This window comes from Shewanella aquimarina (assembly GCF_023349185.1).
GTDB lineage: Bacteria > Pseudomonadota > Gammaproteobacteria > Enterobacterales > Shewanellaceae > Shewanella > Shewanella aquimarina.
The window spans coordinates 271,632-295,956 of record NZ_JAKIKY010000003.1; the positions used below are offsets into that span (position 1 = coordinate 271,632).

A 24,325-nucleotide genomic window follows, 5' to 3' on the forward strand; every position below is an offset into this window, starting at 1 on the left:
TTTATTAGCTATTTACTCCCCGTCGAGTCCGCGGATCCGCTTGATGGTGCCCCAGCTCTTACAAGAGGGACAATGCCAGTAGAGAGTGTGTGACGGGAAACCACACTCGGTGCAGCGGTAACTGGGACGGAATTTTATCTGTTGCTCGACCAGTTCGGCGAGCATATTCAAACTTTGTTTGGCCTGGCCATCTTCGGCATGTTGGATCTGCATCTTCATCAGATGCTGAAAGCTCTTCATGGTGGGATGACGATAGAGGCCATCGAGGATCAACTTCTCGGCATCTTGGGTTTCCCCCTGAGCAATCATCTGCTGGGCAAGCGTGATGGCGACGCTGGCACCGGCCCCCAGCTCTAACGCCTCGCGAAGCAGCTCGCGATAGGCACCAAGATCCTTAGTCGATTGGTAAACTTCCTTTGCTATGGCGAGCGCCTCGGGAAAGAGCTCGATATCGGCATCTTTCAACCGGCACAACATCTCTTTGGCTCGGCCAAATTCTTGTTGCGCAAGAAACAACTTGGCGCTGGTTAACATGGCACGGCCACATTGCCCGTCCTGCTTGATTGCCTGAGCCAGGTGCTTGAGCTTTAGCTCGTTATCGCTTGCCTCATCGGCGAGCTCACAATAGAGATGGGCCAGCAGGTGCTTGAGAGATTGCTGACGCTTACGTTTAAGGCTCTTGATAATATCGATCGCCTTCTGCCAATCCTTGGTCACCTGATAGATGGCGATAAGCTGATCTTCGGCCTCTTCGCTGTGATCTTCCTGTCGTACCAGATTGAGGAAGATCTCCTCTGCCCTGTCGTAGAAGCCGGCGGCCAGATAGTCTTTGCCGAGCTCCATCATGGCGATGTCGCGCTGCTCAGTGGTCAGGGTTGGGCGGGCGATAAGATTTTGGTGAATGCGGATAGACCTGTCCACCTCGCCTCGCTTACGAAATAACGAGCCTAGCGAGAGATGGGTATCTATGGTGTCATCATCCACGTCGAGCAAGGAGATGAAGAGATCGACAGCCTTGTCCGATTCGTTAGACAGAAGGAAATTAAGGCCGGTAAAGTAATCGCGGCTTAACTGCTTTCGCTTACTATTCTGCTTATGCCTGATACTACGGCGCCCCATGTACCAGCCGTAACCGGCGGCGATGGGCAACAACAGAAACAGAATTTCTAACATATTAAGCGTTTACTTCCTTCGCTTGATGTTCGATTTGAGAAGATGGCGTGAGCGCCTCAACCGGTAACTTGGCCTCTAGCTGCTCGATTTTCTTATTGGCCTTACGCAGTTGCAGTCTCACCTTGGTAATGTGATAGATGGCAAACAGCCAGCTGACCAGGAAACCCGCCAAAAACACCACGCCGAGCACGACAGGTAGTCGATATTCACCCTGAGCGACGAAATAACTGATGGTCACCAGCTGTTCGTTACGCGCACCAAACAATAAAGCCAAGACAAAAAACAGGGCGACAAGCACGGTCGCGATAAATGACTTCACGTTACTCTCCATAAACCCGTGGTGATGGGTTGATTATCCAAGAAATTTAGCGAACTAGCTAGCCATACCTAGAATTTAGGCATAAAAAAACCTCCTTTCGGAGGCTTTTAAAACAATGTCATTTACGAGTTGATAGCATCAACGCGCTCACGCAGTTCTTTGCCAGGCTTAAAGTGCGGTACATACTTGCCTTCCAGCTCAACTGAAGTACCAGTCTTAGGATTGCGGCCTGTACGTGGTGCACGATAATGAAGGGAAAAACTACCAAAGCCACGGATCTCGATACGGTCACCGCCTTCCAATGTTGTTGCCATCTGCTCCAACATCTCTTTAATAGCGCTTTCTACTTCTTTTGCCGACAGCTGCGACTGCCTACTGGCAAGTTTTTCGATCAGTTCGGATTTAGTCATCCTGTACCCTCTATAATCAAGCCAAACACAGTCACCTAGCGGGGATGTTGCCATCCCCGAACTTCAGGCGAATTATTTGCGAGCCGCTTTGAACGCTTCAGCCATGGCATTGCTCATAGCAACGTCATCTTGCTTGTTCAAGTTAGCCATCGCTTCCTTCTCATCAGCTTCGTCTTTCGCACGGATAGACAGGCTGATAGTACGGTTCTTGCGATCAACACCCATGAACTTAGATTCAACAGTGTCACCTACTGAGTATACAGTAGATGCATCTTCGATGCGCTCACGAGAGATGTCAGAAACACGTAGGTAACCTTCTACAGTTTCAGCCAACTCGATAGTTACGCCTTTCGCGTCTACTGCAGTAACAGTACCAGTTACGATAGCACCTTTCTTCTTATCTGCAAGGTATGCATTGAAAGGATCGTCTTCAGTCTGCTTAACGCCTAGGCTGATACGCTCACGCTCTGGGTCAACTGACAGTACAACTGCGCTGATTTCGTCGCCTTTCTTGTAATCAGATACGGCTTCTTCGCCAGTACCGTTCCAAGAGATGTCAGACAGGTGAACCAGACCGTCGATACCGCCGTCTAGACCGATGAAGATACCGAAGTCAGTGATAGACTTGATCTTACCAGTAACCTTGTCACCTTTCGCATAACGCTCTGCGAAATCATCCCATGGGTTGGTCTTACATTGCTTCAGACCTAGAGAAATACGACGACGCTCTTCGTCGATGTCTAACACTAGAACTTCAACTTCATCACCTAGGTTAACAACCTTAGATGGGTGGATGTTCTTGTTAGTCCAATCCATTTCAGAAACGTGTACCAGACCTTCAACACCTTCTTCGATTTCAACGAAGCAGCCGTAGTCAGTTAGGTTAGTTACGCGACCAGTCAACTTAGTGTTTTCTGGGTAGCGCTTGCTGATTTCTAACCATGGATCTTCGCCAAGTTGCTTAAGACCTAGTGAAACACGAGTGCGCTCACGATCGTACTTAAGTACTTTAACGTTGATTTCGTCACCAACGTTTACGATTTCAGATGGGTGCTTAACGCGCTTCCAAGCCATATCTGTGATATGTAGAAGACCGTCAACGCCACCTAGGTCAACGAATGCACCGTAGTCAGTCAGGTTCTTAACGATACCCTTAACGGCTTGACCTTCTTGTAGGTTCTCAAGTAATGCATCACGCTCAGCGCTGCTTTCAGACTCGATAACTGCACGACGAGAAACAACAACGTTGTTACGCTTCTGGTCTAGCTTGATAACCTTGAATTCTAGTTCTTTGTTTTCTAGGTGAGCAGTGTCGCGAACTGGGCGAACGTCAACTAGAGAACCTGGTAGGAATGCACGGATACCGTTTAGTTCAACGGTGAAACCGCCTTTAACCTTACCATTGATGACACCGATTACAGTTTCAGCATCTTCGTAAGCTTTTTCTAGAACGATCCAAGCTTCGTGACGCTTAGCTTTCTCACGAGAAAGTTGAGTTTCACCGAAACCGTCTTCAACAGAGTCAAGGGCTACGTCAACTTCGTCGCCAACTGCGATTTCTAGAACGCCTTGAGCGTTTTTGAATTGGTCAGCTGGGATTGGGCTTTCAGACTTAAGGCCAGCGTCAACCAGTACCATACCGTTCTGGATTGATACTACAGTACCACGAACGATAGAACCTGGACGGAACTCAAGTTGTTGAAGGGATTGTTCAAATAGATCAGCAAAAGATTCAGTCATGTTAATTTACTTTAAGTAATAAACCACGGCCCATCCTAGACGTGGAGTCAGATTAATCATTTGTCGCATCCGTGTGACAAATCGTAAAGACCCTGCCCCCTAGAGGACAAGATCAGGTAATTTTTCCTTGATGTGTGAGAGCGCAAGCTCAACCACTTCATCAATGCCTATGCCAGTCGTATCGATCACCAGCGCATCCTCGGCAGGAACCAGAGGCGCAACCGGACGATTCATATCACGCTCATCGCGTTCTACGACCTCGGCCAAAAGACGGTCGATATTAACATCGAAGCCCTTGTCCTGCAACTGATTATAGCGCCTTTGGGCCCTTTCCTCAGCCGATGCGGTTAAATAAAGTTTAGCTGGAGTTGTGGGAAAAACGACCGTCCCCATATCGCGACCGTCTGCGATAAGACCCGGTGCCTCGGCAAAGGCGCGCTGACGACGAAGAAGCGCCTCACGAACGCGGGGAAAAGCGGCCACTTTAGAGGCGGCGTTTGAACACTCCTGGCTACGAATGGCGTGGGACACATCTTCGCCTTCTAACACCACTTTAATGCCGTTGCCGTTAGCCGAAATGAATTGCACATCTAGGTGCGCCGCTAACAGAGCCAGTGATGCTTCGTTGTCCAGCTCGACGTTGTGGTGAATAGCCGCGAGGGCCAAGACACGATATATGGCACCGCTATCAAGCAGCTTCCATCCTAAACGCGAAGCAAGTATCTGACTAATAGTGCCTTTACCTGCACCGCTTGGGCCGTCAATAGTGACGATGGGAGCCCGTTGTGACATATGATTCTCCAAATTAAATCTATCTTCCCTAAAGATCCTGAATGTCGTCCTCGAAAAACTGCGCGCGCATTATAAACTAAAAGCTTGCATAAAGCGGCAAAAAGTTACGAATTAACACAAATGGATCATTTAAGTGCGCGGGTCATATGAGCTGCCCCGCGCTGGAGGACTTAGGTGAAAGACTTAGCCTACTGGGCCAGCGCCGCGAATTGGGCGAAATAGTCAGGGAAGGTCTTGGAGGTACAATCTGGGTCGTTGATGGTAATGCCACAATCGGCAAAGGCCATCAGCGAGAAACACATGGCCATACGATGATCGTTATAGGTATCGATATCGGCAGTGTTTAGCTGAGCCGGTGGCGTGACGCGAATAAAGTCGTGGCCCTCTTCGACCTCGGCGCCCACTTTACGCAGTTCGGTCGCCATCGCAGCGAGACGGTCTGTCTCCTTGATACGCCAGTTATAGATATTGGTCAGGGTGGTGGTGCCGCTTGCAAACAGCGCCGTCGTGGCAATCGTCATGGCGGCATCCGGGATATGGTTCATATCGAGATCCACCCCATGCAGCGGCGCGCTTCTGGCGATAATGAAGTCATCTCCCCACTCTATCTCGGCGCCCATGGCCTCGAGCACGTCGGCAAACTTCACATCGCCCTGAATGCTTTTTAGTCCAACGCCGGTGACCTTAACCTCACCGCCCTGAATGGCGCCCGCGGCCAGGAAGTAAGACGCCGAGGAGGCATCGCCCTCGACCAGCACTGTACCGGGCGAGACATATTTTTGCCCCGCGGGAATTTCGAAGCGCTGATAGTCATGATTAATGACGGTGACGCCAAACTGTGCCATCAAGGCGATGGTGATATCGATATAGGGTTTAGAGACCAGCTCTCCCTTGATCTTGATATTCACCTGATCCTTAGCCAGTGGCGTGACCATCAGCAGTGCGGTAAGAAACTGACTCGACAGATCACCGGCAATTTCTACATCGCCACCATTGAGTCCGGTGGCATTTATGGTTAATGGCGGAAAGCCTGGCTGCTTCAGGTAGCGAATATCAGCGCCGAGGGCGCTAAGGGCGTCGACCAGATCACCTATGGGACGCTCCTCCATACGAGGCTCACCGGTTAGGGTAAATTCACCGCGTCCAAGTGTAAGCGCCGCACATAAGGGACGCATCGCCGTACCAGCGTTACCGAGGAACAGTGTCTGAGCCGAGTCACTATTAATGGCGCCGCCCAGGCCTTCGAGTTCGCAAACCTGGTTGTTGTCTGACAGCTGATAATTCACCCCAAGTTGTTTCAAGGCTGTTAGCATGTGACGAATGTCGTCGGAATCGAGCAGATTGGTGAGCCGGGTTTTCCCTTCAGCTAAGGTCGCCAACAACAGGGCGCGATTAGAAATACTCTTGGAACCGGGAATATTGACGGTGCCATGAACCTTAGATATGGGATCGAGTCGTAGTTGTTTCATTAATCACTTCTTAATTGGATGCAGCCAAGGCTGGCCGCGGATTATTGATACTGTTAGATACTTAACACTTGCCATCACGACAAAATGGCCATCTGCTCAATTGACCTGAGCCTCGTGGTTATAAAATTACTGATTGAGCCGCAGTATTCAACCCTTTTTTACGATTTTTAGCCGTTAATGAGTAATTTTCTTTCTTAGTACGCTATCGGCCCACTAATAAACGGTAAAAACAGGCAAGCCATACTCCACTGGCATGAAAATTTGCCAAGTTTAAGTTTCGATAAAATCGTGTCTTGTGCTGTAAATCCCGCGCAAAATTAGTTTATCCTAAGGCTACGCACAGCGAAGGCCATTAAGGGCCTATAACAAGACAATAAGGTAGTTGGAGCCATGTTCGAGAATCTTTCCCCTATGCCCGCCGATCCTATCCTAGGGCTGATGACAAAATTCCGTGAAGATCCCCATGCAAACAAGGTAGATCTAGGCGTTGGTGTATATAAGGACGAAGCGGGAAACACCCCGATCTTAGCCTGCGTCAAACGCGCCGAGCAGCATCGTATCGATACCGAGGCAACAAAAGTTTACATAGGTCCAACGGGCTCCCCCGCCTTTAATCAGCTGATGGGCGAATTGGCGTTTGGCCAAGACAATCCGGCGCTGCTAGCCGATCGCATTCGCACCGTATCTACCCCAGGTGGCACAGGCTCCCTGCGTGTCGCGGCGGATTTCATCAAACGCATCAATCCAAATAGCGTGATCTGGGTGAGCGATCCAACCTGGGCAAATCATACTGCCTTGTTTGAGGCGGCCGGTATTCAGGTCAAGACCTACCCCTACTATGATCATCAAAACAAGACGCTGAAATTCGAGGAGATGCTGGCAACCCTTGGCCAGATTAGCGCAGACGATGTGGTCTTGTTCCATGCCTGTTGTCACAACCCAAGTGGCATGGACCTCACTAACGAGCAGTGGGATCAGGTGATCGCACTGACTAAGCAGCAAGGTTTCACTCCACTCATCGATATGGCCTATCAGGGCTTTGGTGATGGTGTCGATGAAGATGCCTATGGCGTGCGCCACATGGCGGCTAACGTCAACGACATGATCCTGTGTAGCTCTTGCTCGAAGAACTTCGGCCTGTATCGCGAGCGTATCGGCGCCTGCTCTATCGTCGCTAAAGATAGCCAAAAGGCCAATGTGGCTTATTCTGTACTGCTCTACGTGGTGCGCTGCATCTACTCTATGCCGCCAGCCCATGGCGCGGCGATTGTAGAAACCATTTTGGGTTCAGATGAACTCAAGCAGCAGTGGCTAGATGAGCTAAAAGTGATGCGTGACCGCATCAATGGCAACCGTGCCATGCTAGTGAACAAGCTGATCGAAAAAGGTGTGACCCGTGACTTTAGCTTTATTGCCAAGCAGAAAGGTATGTTCTCCTTCCTCGGCATTACCCCAGAACAAGTTGCGCAGCTCCAAGCGGACCACAGTATCTATATGGTAGATTCTAGCCGCATCAGCATCGCCGGCATAGGTAATGGCAATGTCGATTACCTCGCCGAGTCCATCGCCAAGGTGTTGTAATACTCAGCCGATATCAGATATTTAATATCTAGTAAAAAGGGGACCCTACGGTCCCCTTTTTGTTTAGCTCAAGCGCCCTTTGAGTTATACCAATCACAGTAAACATGTGATCAGAAATAGCACAGGAAAAACGCTTGAGAACAAAGCAGAATTTTTAGATAAGTAGTTATTCTACAATTAAAAATACTAATACAGTTATCGAGCGTTTTAACAAGCTAGAATGATCAATTGTTTATTACGATTGGTATCAGGCAGCATGTTTATCGGCAAAGGCTTTCATGAAGCTAACCAACGCCTCGACGCCTGCTAAAGGCATGGCGTTATAGATGCTGGCGCGCATGCCGCCGACACTGCGATGGCCCTTCAATGCGACCAGGCCTGCGGCCTTGGCCTCGGCTAAAAACGCCTCGTTAAGGGACTCATCTTTTAGGTAGAAGGTCACGTTCATATTCGAACGGTTTGCGCTCGCCACGCGGTTCTCATAGAAGTCACAGCTGTCGATAAAGCCATATAGGGTCTCGGCCTTACGCTCATTAATCTTGGCGACTTCAGCCACGCCACCTTGCGCCTTAAGCCACTTAAACACTTCGGCGGCCAGGTACCAGGCGAAGGTTGGCGGCGTATTGAACATGGAGTCATGTTTTACTGCCAGTCGATAATCCATGATGGACGCCTGAGTCAGCTGCGGATATTGCAGTAAATCATCGCGGACGATAACTATGCTCAAACCCGATGGGCCTATGTTTTTCTGGGCGCCGGCATAGATCAGGCCGTAGCGGCTGACTTCTATCTCACGAGACATGATGTTAGAAGACATATCGGCAACAATTGGCCAAGGAGAATCTAACTCATCAAAAATTTCGATACCATCTACCGTCTCATTTGGGCAGTAATGCAGATAACGATAATCTTGCTTGATCTCGCTCAGCTCTGGTAACACAACCCGGCTAATACCATCGGTTTTGTCAACGATATTTAGAGTGTCGATCTGCGCATCACCGGCGAGTTTCTTGGCTTCCTCGACTGCCGATGAAGACCAGCTACCATCGACCAGATAGAGCGCCTTTCCGTTATTGCCAAGTAAATTATTCACAACAGCGGCAAATTGGCCACGACCACCGCCATGCATAAAGAGTACATGGTAGTTGCTGGGAATATTCATCAGCTCTCTGATGTCGGCATCGGCCTGCTGAGTCAGCGCGATAAACTCTTTACTACGATGGCTGATCTCCATCACGGAGACACCCTGCCCGTTCCAATCCAATAACTCCTCTTGTGCCTTTTGCATTACGGGCTGAGGTAACATGGCCGGCCCTGCACAGAAATTATATGTCGCGCTCACTGCTTTCTCCTTTGCTCTTCTTTCAACTGTGTTGCGTCAGATTAAATGCCACTGGCTTATTGTTAATTGTGGGTTTGACTTGCTCAAACAAAACGAGCGTCCATAAGGACGCCCGTTAATCTCGCTAAACGCTATTCGTTTGGCTCAACGTCTGGCTCAGCCTCGGGCGCTTCGCCTTCGACTTGTTGCTCTTCGACAGTATCTGTGATGATAGGGTTGCCCTCTTCGTCAAACTCCTGTTCATCTTGGATCTCGTCGATACGTTGCAGTCCCACTACCGTCTCGTCACTTGCCGTACGGATAATGGTCACACCTTGAGTGTTACGACCAATTGTCGATACACCAGATGCAGGTGTACGTACCAGGGTGCCCTTATCGCTGATCAACATGATCTCGTCGTTTTCAAGCACTTGTACCGCACCTACGACGGCGCCGTTACGCTCGCTGACCTTGATTGAGACTACACCCTTGGTCGCACGGCTCTTAGCTGGGTATTCATCCAGATCCGTACGCTTACCATAGCCGTTCTCGGTGACGGTTAGAATGGCGCCATCATTCTTAGGCACGATGAGCGAGACCACGCTCTGACCATCTTCTAGCTTGATACCGCGCACACCTGTCGCGGTGCGGCCCATGCCACGAACCTGATCTTCGCTGAAGCGAACGACCTTACCTTCGTTAGAGAACAGCATTACCTCGTTATCACCGTTAGTGATATCGACACCGATCAGCTGATCGCCATCTTTAAGGTTCACGGCGATGATACCGTTGGCTCTTGGACGAGAGTATTGATCCAGTGAGGTCTTCTTCACGGTGCCGTGAGAGGTCGCCATGATCACATACTTGTCGGCATCGTAATCACGTACTGGCAAGATAGCGGTAATGCGCTCGCCTTCGGCTAATGGCAACAGGTTGATAATTGGACGACCACGGGCCTGACGGCTTGCCAGCGGTAGCTGGTACACCTTGAGCCAGTACATCTTACCGAAATCGGAGAAGCACAGGATGGTGTCGTGGGTGTTGGCAACCAGCAGCTTCTCGACGAAATCTTCATCTTTCACCTTAGTCGCCGCCTTACCCTTACCACCACGACGCTGGGCCTGATAGTCGCTCAATGGTTGATACTTGGCGTAACCCAGGTGAGACAGGGTGACCACGACATCTTCTTCGTTGATCAGATCTTCGAGGCTGATATCCACAGCAGAAGCATTAAGCTCTGTGCGGCGCTCATCACCGAAGTTTTCCAGCACTTCCTGGAGTTCTTCTTTGATCACTTCCATCAGACGCGCTGGGCTGCGCAGGATGTAAAGCAGGGCTGCGATCAGTTCCAGCAGCTCTTCATATTCACTTAAGATCTTCTCATGTTCCAGACCAGTCAGCTTGTGCAGACGCAGATCCAGAATCGCCTGAGCCTGTTGCTCGGTCAGGAAGTAGAGGCCATCGCGAATACCAAATTCGGGCGCCAGCCACTCTGGACGCGCGGCATCATCTCCGGCCTTCTCCAGCATGCCTTGTACATTACCAAGGGCCCAACCTTGCGCAACCAGCTTGGTTTTCGCTTCGGCTGGCGTTGGTGATGCCTTAATCAGCTCGATGATAGGATCTATGTTAGCCAGCGCAATCGCCAATGCTTCGAGGATATGCGCACGCTCACGCGCCTTACGCAGTTCAAATACGGTACGGCGAGTCACCACTTCACGACGGTGAAGGATGAAGCACTCGAGCATCTCTTTAAGGTTAAACAACTTAGGCTGACCATTGGTCAAGGCCACCATGTTGATACCGAAAGAGGTCTGTAGCTGTGTCTGGGCGTATAGGTTGTTGAGGATCACCTCACCCACTTCGCCACGCTTCACCTCGATAACGATACGCATACCGTCTTTATCAGACTCGTCGCGCAGGCCGCTGATGCCTTCGATCTTCTTATCTTTTACCAGCTCGGCGATCTTCTCGATCAAACGCGCCTTGTTCACCTGATAAGGGATCTCGGTAACGATAATGCGTTCACGACCGTTGTCTTCAGTCTCAACGGTAGCGCGGGCGCGCATGACCGCCTTACCACGACCCGTCTTATAGGCATCTTCGATACCCTTACGGCCGTTGACGATCGCCGCCGTTGGGAAGTCTGGACCTGGAATATGCTCCATCAACTGCTCGATAGAGAGACTTGGCTCATCGATCAGCGCAAGACAGCCGGAGATCACTTCTGAAAGGTTATGAGGTGGAATGTTGGTCGCCATACCCACGGCGATACCCGACGAACCGTTGACCAGCAAAGCAGGAATGCGGGTCGGCAACACTGCCGGGATCTGCTCGGTTCCGTCGTAGTTAGGGACGTAATCGACGGTTTCTTTCTCTAGGTCAGCCAGCAGTTGATGCGCCAGCTTATCCATACGAATTTCGGTATAACGCATGGCCGCCGCGGCGTCACCATCGACCGAACCAAAGTTACCCTGACCATCGACCAAGGTGTAGCGCATAGAAAACGGCTGCGCCATACGAACGATAGTGTCGTAAACGGCCGAGTCACCGTGCGGGTGATATTTACCGATCACATCACCGACGACACGCGCCGACTTTTTATAAGGTTTGTTCCAATCGTTCTTCAACTCGTTCATCGCGAATAATACGCGGCGATGAACCGGCTTTAGACCGTCACGCACATCGGGTAACGCACGGCCAACGATCACGCTCATGGCGTAATCCAAATATGAATTCTTTAATTCGTCTTCAATATTAATTGGTGTTATAGATGAAGCCAGATCAGTCATAAACTGCTCGATCCCTTGAAATTTAGCCGACAAAATACTGCTTAAAAACCAGGCAATATTTTACCAAGCCTGAAAACGTGATTTGGCATTCTAACACAGATATTTAAAGGCGCTAGACCCTATTGAAATTTCACCTCAAATATCTGTTTACGGCGTAAAACCTAAGTCGGTTTTAGGTAGAATGAACGCTTTAACAGCAATCTGATGACTAAGCAGACATTTTCGCTGGCTTCTTCTTTGTTTATCTAAGGCGATGGGTATAATAGCTACATCATTTATCCCCTTGTGAGGACCGTCCGTGTCTAACCTTTCTGAGACAAATTTTTCTGAAACTAGTAATGCCAATGTCGATCCGCAAGAAATTGCCAAGTTTGAGAAGATGGCTGCCACTTGGTGGGATCCCGAAGGGGAATTTAAACCTATTCATAAGCTCAATCCCCTGAGACTCAACTATATCGATCAAGCCGTCGGTGGCCTATTTGGTAAGCGTGTGCTGGATGTCGGTTGCGGCGGCGGTATTCTCTCCGAAAGCATGGCGCGTCTGGGAGCTAAGGTAGATGGATTGGATATGGGCGCCGAGCCCCTCGATGTTGCTAAACTTCACGCCTTAGAGATGGGCGTTGAGATTAACTACATCCAGGACACGGCAGAGCACCACAGAGACAGCCATAAAGGTCAGTATGATGTAGTCACCTGCATGGAGATGCTCGAACACGTGCCCGACCCTGCCTCTGTGATCAAGGCCTGTAGCGACATGGTCAAGCCTGGCGGCTATGTGTTCTTTTCGACCATCAACCGCAACCTGAGGGCCTATGTTGAGACAGTGCTTGGCGCCGAGTATCTACTTAAGATGTTGCCTGTGGGCACCCACGATCATAAGAAGTACATCAAGCCATCGGAACTCATTGGCATGGCCGATGCGGTGGAGCTAGAGTGCGTCGACGCCACTGGCATCACCTATAACCCGCTGACCGATATCTTCCGTTACACCAAGTCATTAGACGTCAACTATATGATCGCCACGGTTAAGCAGGATGACTAAAGGGTTGGCGACAGAAGGCATGTCTATCGATGCAATGCCTATCGATGCAATGCCTATTGATGCAGTGCCTATCGATGCAGTGGCTATCGATACAATGCAGATAAAAGGTGTACTGTTCGACCTCGATGGCACCTTAGTCGACACGGCGCCAGATCTCGTGCTGGCGCTAAACCTCGCACTAAACGACTTCGGACTGCCCAGCCAATTGCTGGAAGATATTCGCTTTGCGGCGTCTCATGGCAGCCTGGCCTTGGTCGAAGCCGCTCAGCCCCACCTTAATGATGAAGAGAAAGCGGCAATCCAGCAGGCGCTACTTACTCATTATCACAGGGTCAATGGCCAGGCGGCCAAGCTGTTTGATGGCATGCTCCCCTTGCTGCAACACCTTAGTGACCAGCGCATCCCCTATGGTGTCGTCACCAATAAGGCGGCGCGCTTTGCCCGGCCCCTACTGCACAGGCTTGAGTTAGCCAGTAAGATGCCAGCCATCATCAGCGGCGATTCCACCACCCAGAGTAAACCCCATCCCGCACCGATGCGGCTGGCCGCATCCCAACTGGGTGTGAGCTGTGCGCATATTCTCTATCTCGGCGATGCCAAACGAGACCTCGAGGCGGCACGCAATAGTGACATGCTCGGCGGCATCGCGCATTGGGGTTATATTGGAAACAATGACCACGCACACCTATGGCCGCACGACTTTGGTTTCGAGGCGCCATCTAAGGTACTTGAGCTGCTAAAACAGGGATAAGTGTCTGTTAAGAGAGATGAATCACATGCTATTGTGTGCTGGCGTGTGACGCATCAGTAAAAAGTCGTCTTAACTGGGAGCGCGATCCTTTTTTAGCACAAAAAGATCCATAGGATCTGGCCAATATTTTAGCTTTCGTGATAGGCGTTATCGGTCGTCTAAAACTTGACCCGACTTTGCTATCGTAATTGAAAACAAGGGTTAAAGGTAAGCCATTACTAACCCTTTGGTTTACCCCCAAGATATCCACAACTTGTCCCCTAAAAACCCGCTTGCAATATCCCACCAACCTCACTATCTTGTATCCTATTAAATAAAAAACACCATATCTTGTGTATGGGCGGCGGTCGAAGCCACTAGAACTGCAGTAGTGCTCAGGTACTTTTTTAACATCTTCGATTGTTTTTACATGGAAACGTAGGGTGGAGCTTTTCACCCCTAGCGATATTTAATTCAAGGCTTATCTTCAATGAACAGCAATATGCAAGTCACGAAGCGCAGTGGCGAACGTGAAACTATCGATCTCGATAAGATCCACCGAGTGATCACTTGGGCGGCCAAAGGACTGAATAATGTCTCAGTATCGGAAGTCGAATTACGTTCACACCTTCAGTTTTATGATGGAATCCCAACTGAAGCGATCCACGAAACCATTATTAAGGCCGCTGCCGACCTTATCTCGCCGGAATCACCAGACTACCAGTTCCTCTCTGCACGTCTGGCCATTTTCCACCTGCGCAAGAAAGCCTTCGGTCAGTTTGAGCCGCCTTCGCTATACGACCATGTGGTGAAGCTGGTTGAGCTAGGCAAATATGACACGCATATTCTTAACGACTATAGCCGCGAGGAGTTAGACACACTCGACAGCTATATCGACCATTGGCGCGACATGAACTTCTCTTATGCCGCGGTTAAGCAGCTGGAAGGTAAGTACCTGGTTCAAAACCGTGTCACCCACGAAGTCTACGAGAGCGCGCAGTTTCTCTATATTCTGGTGGCGGCCTGTCTGTTTGCCAACTACCCGAAAGAGACGCGTCTTCAGTACGTTAAAGATTTCTATGACGCGACCTCGACCTTTAAGATCTCGCTACCGACACCTATCATGTCAGGCGTGCGTACGCCGACTCGTCAGTTCAGCTCCTGCGTACTGATCGAGTGTGGTGACAGCCTGGATTCTATCAATGCGACCGCCTCTTCTATCGTGAAATATGTGTCGCAACGTGCTGGCATCGGGGTCAACGCTGGCCGCATCCGCGCGCTGGGCAGCCCAATCCGCGGCGGTGAGGCATTCCACACAGGCTGTCTGCCTTTCTATAAGTATTTCCAGACGGCGGTTAAGTCTTGTTCACAAGGCGGCGTTCGCGGCGGCGCAGCAACCCTGTTCTACCCGATGTGGCACCTTGAGGTTGAGTCTCTGCTGGTGCTGAAGAACAACCGCGGCGTAGAAGATAACCGTATTCGTCACCTGGACTACGGCGTGCAGCTCAACAAGCTGATGTACCAGCGTCTTATTCAGGGCGGCATGATCACCCTGTTTAGCCCATCAGACGTACCAGGCCTATATGATGCCTTCTTCGAAGATCAGGCCGAGTTCGAGCGTCTGTATGTGAAGTATGAGCAAGATGAGAGCATTCGTAAGAAGCAGATCAAGGCGGTAGAACTCTTCTCCTTGATGATGCAAGAGCGGGCCTCAACGGGTCGTATCTATATCCAGAACGTGGATCACTGTAATACTCATAGCCCGTTCGATGCTAAGGTTGCGCCGGTGCGTCAATCTAACCTGTGTCTTGAAATCGCATTGCCGACCAAGCCGCTAAACAACATCGACGATCCCGATGGTGAAATAGCCCTTTGTACCCTTTCTGCGTTGAACCTGGGTGCCATCAAGAAGTTGGACGAGCTCGAAAGCCTAGCAGATCTTGCCGTGCGTGCACTCGATAGCCTGCTTGATTATCAAGACTACCCGATCGTTTCGGCGCACAAAGGCTCGATGAATCGTCGTACGCTCGGAATTGGTGTGATCAACTTTGCCAACTATCTGGCTAAAGAAGGCGTACGTTACTCAGACGGCAGCGCCAACGGCATCACGCACAAGACCTTCGAAGCGATCCAGTTCTATCTGCTTAAGGCCTCGATGAAGCTTGCAAAAGAGCAAGGCGCCTGCCCTGCCTTCCACGAGACCAACTACGCAAAGGGTATCCTGCCTATCGATACCTACAAGCGCGATCTCGATAAGATTTGTGACGAGCCACTGCACCTGGATTGGGAAACGCTACGTGAGGAGATCAAGACCCACGGCCTGCGTAACTCGACCCTGTCGGCCCTGATGCCATCTGAGACCTCATCGCAGATCTCAAACGCGACTAACGGTATCGAGCCTCCACGCGGCCTTATCAGCGTAAAAGCCAGTAAGGACGGTCAGCTCAAGCAAGTGGTACCGGACTTCGAGAAGTACCAGTACAGCTACGAGCTACTTTGGAACATGCCAGGCAACGAAGGTTACCTGCAGCTGGTAGGCTTGATGCAGAAGTTTGTTGACCAATCTATCTCGGCCAACACCAACTATGACCCAAGCCGCTTCCCAGGTGCCAAGGTGCCTATGCAGGTGCTGCTGAAAGACCTACTAACGGCATACAAATATGGTGTGAAGACACTTTACTATCACAACACACGTGACGGTGCGTCAGATAAATATGACGATATCACCTCCATTGAGAAAGAAGACGATAGCTGTGCAGGCGGCGCCTGTAAGATCTAACTCTACGTGTTTTAACCTTTTATCAGGGGGCCTTGCCCCCTTTATCGGAAGATAGAAAAATGGCCTATTCAACATTTTGTCAAACACCTAACAATGCCCTGCTTGAACCCATGTTTCTCGGTCAATCGGTTAACGTTGCCCGTTACGATCTGCAAAAATATGAAGTGTTCGAAAAGCTGATCGAGAAGCAACTCTCTTTCTTCTGGCGTCCAGAAGAGGTGGATGTCAGCAAAGATAAGATTGATTATGCGGCGCTGCCGGATCATGAGAAGCATATCTTTATCTCAAACCTCAAGTACCAGACCCTACTGGATTCTATTCAGGGACGCTCGCCAAACGTCGCCTTCCTGCCATTAGTGTCGCTGCCAGAGCTTGAGACCTGGATCGAGACCTGGTCTTTCTCCGAGACGATTCACTCTCGCTCATACACCCACATCATTCGTAACATAGTGAACGATCCTTCGGTAGTATTCGACGACATCGTCCAGAACGAAGAGATCCTCAAGCGTGCCAGCGATATTGCCGATTACTACGATAACCTGATCGAACTCAGCCAGATCTATCATCTGATGGGCGAAGGCACTCACGAGATCAACGGCAAGACCCTAGTGGTCACAACCCGTGAGATCAAGAAAGCCCTCTACCTGTGCATGATGTCGGTTAACGTACTTGAGGCGATCCGCTTCTACGTCAGCTTCGCCTGCTCATTCGCCTTCGCCGAGCGTAAGGTGATGGAAGGTAACGCCAAGATCATCCGCCTCATCGCCCGTGATGAAGCCCTTCACCTTAACAGCACTCAGCATATCCTTAAGCTGATGCAAGGCGGCAAGGACGATCCTGAGATGGCCGAGATCGCCAAAGAGTGCGAACAGCAGGCGATCGATATCTTCGTTAAGGCAGCCGAGCAAGAGAAAGAGTGGGCCAAGTACCTGTTTAAGGATGGCTCTATGATCGGCCTGAACGAGCAGATCCTCTGTCAGTACGTCGAGTACATCACCAACGAGCGTATGAAGTCAGTCAACCTGGCAAGCCCATATGCCGATCAGAGCAACCCTCTGCCTTGGATGAAGAACTGGTTGGAGAGTGATTCGGTACAGGTCGCGCCACAGGAAGTCGAGGTATCCTCTTATCTTGTGGGTCAGATCGACGCCTCTGTCGACGAAAGTGAGTTTGCCGACTTTGATCTATAAGAAAGAGGCCTTTAACAAGGCGATCTTTAAGAAGGCTCCTATCGTGAGCCTTCAAGGGCAACCAGTCCTACTCTATACCAGCAACCACCAGAGCCTGTTGGCGGCGCTCGAGCAGAAGAAAGTCCGTATCTTCTCTGAGTGTCGCAACGGCTTTTGTGGTGCCTGTAAGACCAAGGTCAATCGCGGCAGTGTCGTCTACCACACAGAGCCGCTGGTCGAGCTGGAAGAGGATGAGTGCCTGCCCTGCTGCTGTCATCCCGATGGCGATCTGGATCTGGCACTCTCGGCCCAGGGGGCTGAGGTCGTTACCGCGCAAGTCTCTGTCGAGTTAGCCTGCGCCGCCGCCGACTAACTCCCAGATACTCACTCAGCGCCCCTCTCAGCGCTCAACTTAGCTCACCGCTAAGGCATAGCCTTAAAAAAACTTGTACAGAAACTTAGCCAAAGCCCACCTAGACAAACCATCAGAAAAGCAGCAGACAAACTCCGGATATTGCTTTGGCACTCTTCAGCTGTCTTACTGCGCTGTCAGTTAGATCGCTTTTTTCGCTAGCTTATCGTGCAGCCGATTAACCTCCATCAAGGCGGCGCTGCCATACCAGGGATGCAGCTCCATCACCAGGCGACCGGCCTTAATGGCGGGGTCGGACTGGGTTAAGGCCTTAGCCTCCTCGACGCTGGTAACGTTGAAGATATAGATCCCTCTTAAGTCACCCTCTTCCAAGAAGGGCCCTGCCAGCACCAGTTTGCCAGCCTCGGCCAATCGAGTGATATTATCCAGGTGCGCCCGCTGCAGCCGCTCTGCCTCTTCTTCGGTTTGGTCGCGATTAGGACCGCTCATGAGCATGGCCATCACGTAGCGCTTCATGCCATATTCATCGGCGCCGACCTTGGCGGCCAGCTCGGCGTCATAGGTTTCTGCCCTTAGGGGCAAACTCACCACCAGAGTCGCTATAGCCCCCATCAAAGTAACGAGCAAGCGATGATTTTTGGTACTCGTTACTGTATTAGCTTTTGTTCTAATTTCGTTCATTATCTAATCCACCTTAGTAAGCATTAGCTTAAGTTATGTCAAGACCATAAAAAAAGCTAACCCAAAGGATTAGCTTTTCACTTTTACAACCATTAGCTAGCGGTAGCCAACTTTTAAGCTTCTTAGATGCTTGCGGCCAGCTCGGCGCCTTGGCGAATCGCCCGTTTCGCATCAAGTTCTGCTGCGACATCTACTCCGCCAATCAGGTGTACCGGCAGTCCGCTGTTTTTCATCTCGTCGACCAGGCTGCGGTTGGACTCTTGACCGGCACATAAGACCACATTATCGACCTCGAGTACCTTGGCCTCTTCACCCACCTTGATATGCAGGCCTTGTTCGTCAAACTTCTCGTAGGCGACGCCGTTTAACATCTCGACATCATGGTGTTTAGCTACGGCGCGGTGGATCCAACCTGTGGTCTTGCCAAGCCCCTTACCCATCTTGCTGGTTTTACGTTGCAACAGATAAATCTTACGGCTTGGATGTTCAGACTCAGGTGTAGTCAAACCGCCTCGCTCGCCATAGGACTTGTCGATACCCCACTGCTTCAGCCAGGTATCGGGTTTAAGCGTGGTCGACTCCTGCTCTCCAAGATAGTGAGCCATATCGAAGCCTATGCCGCCGGCGCCGATAAGCGCTACCCGCTCGCCAACCTCTACCTCGCCATTGAGAACCTGTTGATAGTTCACAACCTTGGGACTCTTAAAGCCAGGTAAATCGAGCGCTCTTGGCACGACACCTGCGGCAATCACCACCTCGTCGAAGGGCTCGTCTCTAACCACTGAGGCGTCCAGTCGGGTGTTGAGCCTGAGTTCGACCTTATGCAACTTCATCTGCTCGGTGAAGTAACGTATGGTCTCATCAAACTCTTCTTTGCCCGGGATCTTACGGGCCAGGTTAAATTGACCGCCTACCTCGCCTTTGGCCTCAAACAGCACGACCTGATGGCCGCGGCTGGCGGCATAGATGGAAAATGCCATGCCGGCAGGTCCTGCGCCCATGACGGCGATGCGCTTCTTGTTGTTAGCTGGCGTAAAATTTAGCTCGGTCTCATAACATGCCCTGGGATTAACCAGGCAGGTGGCGCGCTTCAGCGCAAAAGTATGATCCAGACAAGCCTGATTACAACCGATACAGGTGTTGATTAGCTTGCTCTCTCCAGCCGCCGCCTTATTGACGAACTCGGCATCGGCCAGGAATGGACGGGCCATCGAGACCATGTCGGCCTGACCCGATGCAATGATCTGCTCACCGATTTCAGGGGTATTGATGCGGTTGGTGGCAATAAGCGGCACACTCACCTCTTGCTTAAGGCGCTCGGTAACCCAGGCGAATGCGCCGCGAGGCACGCTGGTGGCAATGGTCGGCACCCTGGCCTCATGCCAGCCTATTCCCGTGTTGATAATGGTCACGCCGGCGCTTTCCAACCATTTAGCCAGCTGCACCACCTCTTCCCAGGAAGAACCGTTATCCACCAAATCCAGCATAGAGAGACGAAACACGATAATAAAATCGCTGCCGACCTTCTCGCGGATACCCTTGACGATCTCCACCGGGAATCTGGCTCTTTGGCTAAATTCTCCACCCCATTCATCGCTGCGTTTATTGGTTCTGGCACAGATAAATTGATTAATGAGGTAACCTTCAGATCCCATCACTTCGACACCATCATAGCCCGCCTTCTTAGCCAGCGCCGCCGTGGTGGCGTAATCTTTAATGGTGCTTCTTACCTGACGTCCCGACATGGCCGACGGGGTAAAAGGCGTAATAGGCGACTTTATCTTGCTCGGCGCCTGGGAAAAAGGATGATAACCGTAACGTCCTGCATGGAGGATCTGCATACAGATCTTACCGCCAGCCTCGTGTACCGCCTGAGTGACGATTTTATGCTTGGCCACCTGCCAGGGAAAGCTAAGCTGACAGGCATTAGGCGCCAGTCGGCCTCTGAGGTTAGGCGAGATCCCACCGGTGACAATCAGACCAACACCACCGGCAGCACGTTCTTGATAGAATTTTGCCAGTTTCTCAAAACCGCCCTTTTCTTCTTCGAGTCCAGTGTGCATGGAGCCCATGAGCACACGATTCTTCAGTTGTGTGAAGCCAAGATCTAAGGGTTCTAATAAATGCGGAAACGACATTTAAACATCCTTTTTAAACAAGTGATTTAAATCAGCATACCCGCTGTTTCCATTTTGCTCAATACTCAATGCATGCCAAAGCTTAAGATTCATTTACAATTGTGTTTCGCCCCCATGGCTATTTTCAGTTAGCATAGAGGGATCAGAGTCATAAAGGAGTGGATAATGTCCGCTAAGCCCTCAATATTTAAACGGATCTTTTCCACCTTGTGGAAGGTGGTGAATACCACACGCAAGGTGATCTTAAATCTATTCTTCTTCGGTTTTATCGCCCTATTAGTTGTGATCCTCGCCGGCGAGGAGAGCCCGACCGTCGAAGAGGGATCAGCATTGGTGCTGGATCTCTCTGGTAGTGTGGTTGAGCAGAAGCGCCAGGTGGACCCCATCGAGGCAGCCATGAAGAGTGGCAAAGGGGGCCAGAGTGACGGCGAGATCCTACTCGCCGATCTGCTAAATGCTATCGATAACGCCGCCAGCGACAAGCGTATCTCCGCCATAGTGCTCGACATTGGTCACCTGAGATGGACGGGGATCAGCAAGCTACAAAGCATAGGCGATGCGCTGAGTCGCTTTAAAGACTCGGGTAAGCCAATTATTGCCATGGGCAACTGGTATGGACAAAACCAGTACTTCCTGGCGAGCTTCGCCGATACCATCTACCTTAATCCCCAGGGTTCGGTGGAGATCGAAGGCCTGAGCCGCTATCGTCAATATTTTAAGTCGGCACTGGACAAGCTTAAGATCAAGGCGCACGTCTTCAGGGTGGGCACCTTTAAGTCAGCGGTCGAGCCCTTCATGCGCGACGACATGTCTGAGGCCGCCAAGTCGGCCAACCGCGAACTACTGCAAGACATCTGGGATAGCTACGAAGCCACAGTCAGTGAGAACCGCGGCATCAAGCAGGAAGACCTCATGCTCAGCGCCGAGCGTTACCTTAGCGAACTCGACAAGGCCAAAGGCCGCTCATCACAGATGGCGATGAACCTTGGCTGGGTCGATAAACTCGCCTCCGCCGAGCAGTTCCGTCTGCACATGGTAGAGCAAGTTGGTAAAGCCAAAGAGGGTCACAGTTTCAAGCAGATTAGCTTCTATGACTACCAGAGCGTTATTCAACAATTCCCACCGGTGCTGATGCACGATGCCGTCGGTATCATAGTGGCCAAGGGTAACATTCTCAATGGTCACCAGGCGGCTGGCCAGATCGGCGGCGAGAGCACCTCTGCCCTGCTACGCAAGGCCAGATTCGACGACAAGGTAAAAGCGGTCGTTCTGAGAGTCGACAGCCCTGGCGGCAGCGCGTTTGCCTCAGAGCAGATCCGCCAAGAAGTACTGGCCCTGAAGGAGGCCAATAAACCTGTGGTAGTGAGCATGGGCACCTACGCCGCTTCGGGTGGCTACTGGATCTCGGCGAGCGCCGATTATATCTTTGCCACACCGACAACGCTGACGGGATCTATCGGCATCTTCGGTATGATGACCACCTTCGAAGATTCATTGGCTGAGATCGGGATCCACACAGACGGCGTATCGACCTCTGGCTGGACGTCGTTTTCCAGCACCCAAGGGATCAGCGATGAGGTTAAGGCGATCATCCAGCGTCATATCGAGCGCGGCTATCAGGACTTTATCTCCCTCGTCTCAGAGGAGCGTGGCATGAAGCCCGACGAGGTAGACAAAATCGCCCAAGGCCGTGTCTGGTCAGGCAAACGTGCCCTAGACCTTGGCCTGGTCGATGAACTCGGCGATCTTGAGCAGGCCGTCACCAAGGCGGCCGAGCTTGCTAAGCTTGAGAAATTCGATACCAAATTGATCGAGCAGGAACTCTCTCCCCAAGAGCTGTTCATTCAAGAGATGTTTGCCCAGGCCGTTAGTTATATGCCACAGAGCCTGTCTCAGAGCAGCCTAGTCGAACAGTTGCTTGGTCAGGTGAGCAGCATCGCCGAAGAGTTTAACGCCTTTGACGATCCAAAGGGTCTCTATCTCTACTGCGACAGCTGTAACTAGTTAGTCGCTATCGCGACTTAATCACAATAAAGCCCGCCGATGCGGGCTTTTTTATTGGCGTCATCCTAAGTATAATCGCGCCAATCCTGCATCAATAAAGCTATCACTATAATGAAAAAGCCCTCCATCTATGTCGCCTACACAGGCGGCACCATAGGCATGCAAAAGACAGACAATGGTTTCGCCCCGGTACCAGGGTTTCTTACCGACTGCGTAAAGGCCATGCCAGAGTTTTTTCACCAGGAGATGCCAGATTTTGTCATCCATGAATACTGTCCCCTGATCGACTCCTCCAACATGGCGCCGACAGACTGGCAGATGATCGCCGACGATATCAAGGCGAACTATGACAAGTATGACGGCTTCGTGATCCTGCACGGCACAGATACCATGGCCTTTACCGCCTCGGCGCTTTCCTTCATGCTTCAGGGGCTCACCAAGCCCGTGATCGTCACCGGCTCGCAGATCCCGCTCGCCCAGTTGCGCTCCGACGGACAGACCAATCTGCTCAACGCCCTCTATATCGCCGCCAACTATCCGGTGGCCGAGGTATGTTTATTCTTTAACAACAAGCTGTTTCGTGGCAATCGTACCACCAAGGCCCATGCGGACGGCTTCGATGCCTTTGCCTCGCCCAACTTCCCTATCCTGTTAGAAGCGGGCATTAAGATCCGCCTCAAGGCGGGACGCATCTCAGATAGTAAGGCCAATACCCTCACGGTCAACAAGATCAGTCCACAGCCCATAGGCGTGGTCACCCTCTACCCCGGGATCACCACTGAGATCATCGACAACATACTGCAGCAGCCAGTCAAGGCGCTGATTTTGCTCACCTACGGTGTGGGCAACGCACCACAGAATCCTGAGCTGCTCGAGTGTCTGCGTAGAGCCAACGAGCGCGGCATCATATTGGTGAACCTCACCCAATGTCTGCAGGGTAAGGTCAACATGGGTGGCTATGCCACGGGCAATGCGCTGGCCAAGGCCGGGGTGATCAGTGGTTTCGATATGACGACGGAAGCCGCGCTCAGCAAACTGCATTACCTGCTATCGACCGAGCTTTCGGTAAGCGATATTCGGGTGCAGATGCAGCAAGATCTCTGCGGCGAGCTGACCGAAGACTAGCGAAGCCTAAAGGCGATAAGCTAAACAGCTTATTAGCCAACAGACGATGAATTAAAAAGCCCCTTATTAAAGGGGCTTTTTGCGCTTAGAGGTCTTGCTCTTTGAAGGCGGCGATACTCTCGCCCTTAAACTGACGTTTCAGCTCAGCCTTCGACAGCTCGTTCAATTCACCCTGATTATTGATGGTGAAGTGATCCTTCTGATCTAACCTGCGAGCCTGGTACATCATCACAAGTTGCAGGGTCGAGTCTCTCTGCTCATCAGACAGCACAGTGCCATCTTCCCACTTGCCGAGTTCGACGGCGCTGAGTAATCGCTCATATACCTCTTGGGGCATATCATCGATCACCTTATTGATATCACTCATATACTCTTCCGTTTATGTAACACGATGCGGATTCTGGCTATCAGATAACCGATAAAGCCAAAGACGAAGCAGATGCCAGCGATATTGGCTCTGAGTCCCTCGGCGGGTTCGCCGCCCCAAAACCAGAGCACTACACCGGCGATAAACAGCGTCATCGCCAGAAAACTCTGATTCATTAGCTGGTTAGTGCGCTTAATATGACTGATCCGATTAAGCGACTCATTATCTCCCGACAGGCCGGAAGAACAGTGCGGGCAGCTCTTAGCCAAACTCGATATGCGCTTATGACAGCTTGGGCATTCTACTAAGGCCATCTCCCC

The 24,325-nt window shown here is 51.1% G+C and carries 20 protein-coding genes; 8 read left to right on the plus strand and 12 right to left on the minus strand.

What is annotated here, in order from left to right:
- Positions 1 to 12: 12 nt before the first annotated feature.
- The 6 genes from lapB to aroA form a co-directional block, all read right to left on the minus strand.
- On the minus strand, positions 13 to 1,173 hold the full coding sequence (gene lapB, locus L2731_RS05430; RefSeq protein WP_249252165.1) for a lipopolysaccharide assembly protein LapB: 1,161 nt from the start codon (positions 1,171 to 1,173) through the stop codon (positions 13 to 15).
- 1 nt (position 1,174) lies between these two features.
- Positions 1,175 to 1,492, minus strand: coding sequence for a LapA family protein (locus L2731_RS05435; protein ID WP_041511274.1), 318 nt, complete (start codon positions 1,490 to 1,492; stop codon positions 1,175 to 1,177).
- Positions 1,493 to 1,614: 122 nt separating this feature from the next.
- Positions 1,615 to 1,902, minus strand: coding sequence for an integration host factor subunit beta (gene ihfB / locus L2731_RS05440; protein ID WP_033540518.1), 288 nt, complete (start codon positions 1,900 to 1,902; stop codon positions 1,615 to 1,617).
- A 72-nt stretch (positions 1,903 to 1,974) separates the two neighbouring features.
- On the minus strand, positions 1,975 to 3,642 hold the full coding sequence (gene rpsA / locus L2731_RS05445; protein WP_041511275.1) for a 30S ribosomal protein S1: 1,668 nt from the start codon (positions 3,640 to 3,642) through the stop codon (positions 1,975 to 1,977).
- A 99-nt stretch (positions 3,643 to 3,741) separates the two neighbouring features.
- Positions 3,742 to 4,434, minus strand: a complete 693-nt coding sequence (gene cmk / locus L2731_RS05450) for a (d)CMP kinase (protein ID WP_041511276.1) — start codon at positions 4,432 to 4,434, stop codon at positions 3,742 to 3,744.
- A gap of 188 nt (positions 4,435 to 4,622) precedes the next feature.
- Positions 4,623 to 5,903, minus strand: a complete 1,281-nt coding sequence (aroA, locus tag L2731_RS05455) for a 3-phosphoshikimate 1-carboxyvinyltransferase (RefSeq protein ID WP_249252166.1) — start codon at positions 5,901 to 5,903, stop codon at positions 4,623 to 4,625.
- A 390-nt stretch (positions 5,904 to 6,293) separates the two neighbouring features.
- On the opposite strand from aroA, the gene L2731_RS05460 reads away from it, so the two are divergent.
- Positions 6,294 to 7,484, plus strand: coding sequence for an amino acid aminotransferase (locus tag L2731_RS05460; protein WP_249252167.1), 1,191 nt, complete (start codon positions 6,294 to 6,296; stop codon positions 7,482 to 7,484).
- Positions 7,485 to 7,731: 247 nt separating this feature from the next.
- Here L2731_RS05460 and serC read toward each other — a convergent pair whose 3' ends face one another.
- Positions 7,732 to 8,826 (minus strand): 3-phosphoserine/phosphohydroxythreonine transaminase, encoded by a 1,095-nt coding sequence (gene serC / locus L2731_RS05465; protein ID WP_249252168.1) that lies wholly within the window; start codon positions 8,824 to 8,826, stop codon positions 7,732 to 7,734.
- 131 nt (positions 8,827 to 8,957) lie between these two features.
- Positions 8,958 to 11,597: a DNA topoisomerase (ATP-hydrolyzing) subunit A gene (gene gyrA, locus L2731_RS05470; protein WP_249252169.1), complete on the minus strand. Its 2,640-nt coding sequence runs from the start codon at positions 11,595 to 11,597 to the stop codon at positions 8,958 to 8,960.
- 298 nt (positions 11,598 to 11,895) lie between these two features.
- Here gyrA and ubiG point away from each other — a divergent pair, with 298 nt between their 5' ends.
- The 5 genes from ubiG (at position 11,896) to yfaE (ending at position 17,690) form a co-directional block, all read left to right on the plus strand.
- Positions 11,896 to 12,639, plus strand: coding sequence for a bifunctional 2-polyprenyl-6-hydroxyphenol methylase/3-demethylubiquinol 3-O-methyltransferase UbiG (gene ubiG / locus L2731_RS05475; protein WP_346429473.1), 744 nt, complete (start codon positions 11,896 to 11,898; stop codon positions 12,637 to 12,639).
- An 85-nt stretch (positions 12,640 to 12,724) separates the two neighbouring features.
- Positions 12,725 to 13,390 (plus strand): HAD family hydrolase, encoded by a 666-nt coding sequence (locus L2731_RS05480; RefSeq protein WP_415837021.1) that lies wholly within the window; start codon positions 12,725 to 12,727, stop codon positions 13,388 to 13,390.
- A 469-nt stretch (positions 13,391 to 13,859) separates the two neighbouring features.
- Positions 13,860 to 16,148 (plus strand): class 1a ribonucleoside-diphosphate reductase subunit alpha, encoded by a 2,289-nt coding sequence (gene nrdA, locus L2731_RS05485; protein WP_239850514.1) that lies wholly within the window; start codon positions 13,860 to 13,862, stop codon positions 16,146 to 16,148.
- Between the two features lie 59 nt (positions 16,149 to 16,207).
- On the plus strand, positions 16,208 to 17,338 hold the full coding sequence (gene nrdB, locus L2731_RS05490; RefSeq protein WP_041511282.1) for a class Ia ribonucleoside-diphosphate reductase subunit beta: 1,131 nt from the start codon (positions 16,208 to 16,210) through the stop codon (positions 17,336 to 17,338).
- Positions 17,313 to 17,690 (plus strand): class I ribonucleotide reductase maintenance protein YfaE, encoded by a 378-nt coding sequence (gene yfaE, locus L2731_RS05495; RefSeq protein ID WP_415837018.1) that lies wholly within the window; start codon positions 17,313 to 17,315, stop codon positions 17,688 to 17,690. The genes nrdB and yfaE overlap by 26 nt, the downstream gene beginning before the upstream one ends.
- A 180-nt stretch (positions 17,691 to 17,870) precedes the next feature.
- On the opposite strand, the gene L2731_RS05500 is transcribed toward yfaE, so the two are convergent.
- Positions 17,871 to 18,302, minus strand: a complete 432-nt coding sequence (locus tag L2731_RS05500) for a YciI family protein (protein WP_249252171.1) — start codon at positions 18,300 to 18,302, stop codon at positions 17,871 to 17,873.
- 191 nt (positions 18,303 to 18,493) lie between these two features.
- Positions 18,494 to 20,509: an oxidoreductase gene (locus L2731_RS05505; RefSeq protein ID WP_249252173.1), complete on the minus strand. Its 2,016-nt coding sequence runs from the start codon at positions 20,507 to 20,509 to the stop codon at positions 18,494 to 18,496.
- A 165-nt stretch (positions 20,510 to 20,674) separates the two neighbouring features.
- Here L2731_RS05505 and sppA point away from each other — a divergent pair, with 165 nt between their 5' ends.
- Together sppA and ansA are read left to right on the plus strand one after the other, a co-directional pair.
- Positions 20,675 to 22,513, plus strand: coding sequence for a signal peptide peptidase SppA (sppA, locus tag L2731_RS05510; protein ID WP_249252174.1), 1,839 nt, complete (start codon positions 20,675 to 20,677; stop codon positions 22,511 to 22,513).
- 111 nt (positions 22,514 to 22,624) lie between these two features.
- Positions 22,625 to 23,638 (plus strand): asparaginase, encoded by a 1,014-nt coding sequence (ansA, locus tag L2731_RS05515; RefSeq protein WP_041511285.1) that lies wholly within the window; start codon positions 22,625 to 22,627, stop codon positions 23,636 to 23,638.
- A gap of 85 nt (positions 23,639 to 23,723) precedes the next feature.
- Here ansA and L2731_RS05520 read toward each other — a convergent pair whose 3' ends face one another.
- Entirely contained in the window at positions 23,724 to 24,005 is a 282-nt protein-coding gene (locus L2731_RS05520; protein WP_041511286.1) for a YeaC family protein, read from the minus strand.
- Positions 24,002 to 24,319, minus strand: coding sequence for a hypothetical protein (locus L2731_RS05525; protein ID WP_041511287.1), 318 nt, complete (start codon positions 24,317 to 24,319; stop codon positions 24,002 to 24,004). Before L2731_RS05525 ends, L2731_RS05520 begins: the two co-directional genes overlap by 4 nt.
- Between the last annotated feature and the right edge of the window lie 6 nt (positions 24,320 to 24,325).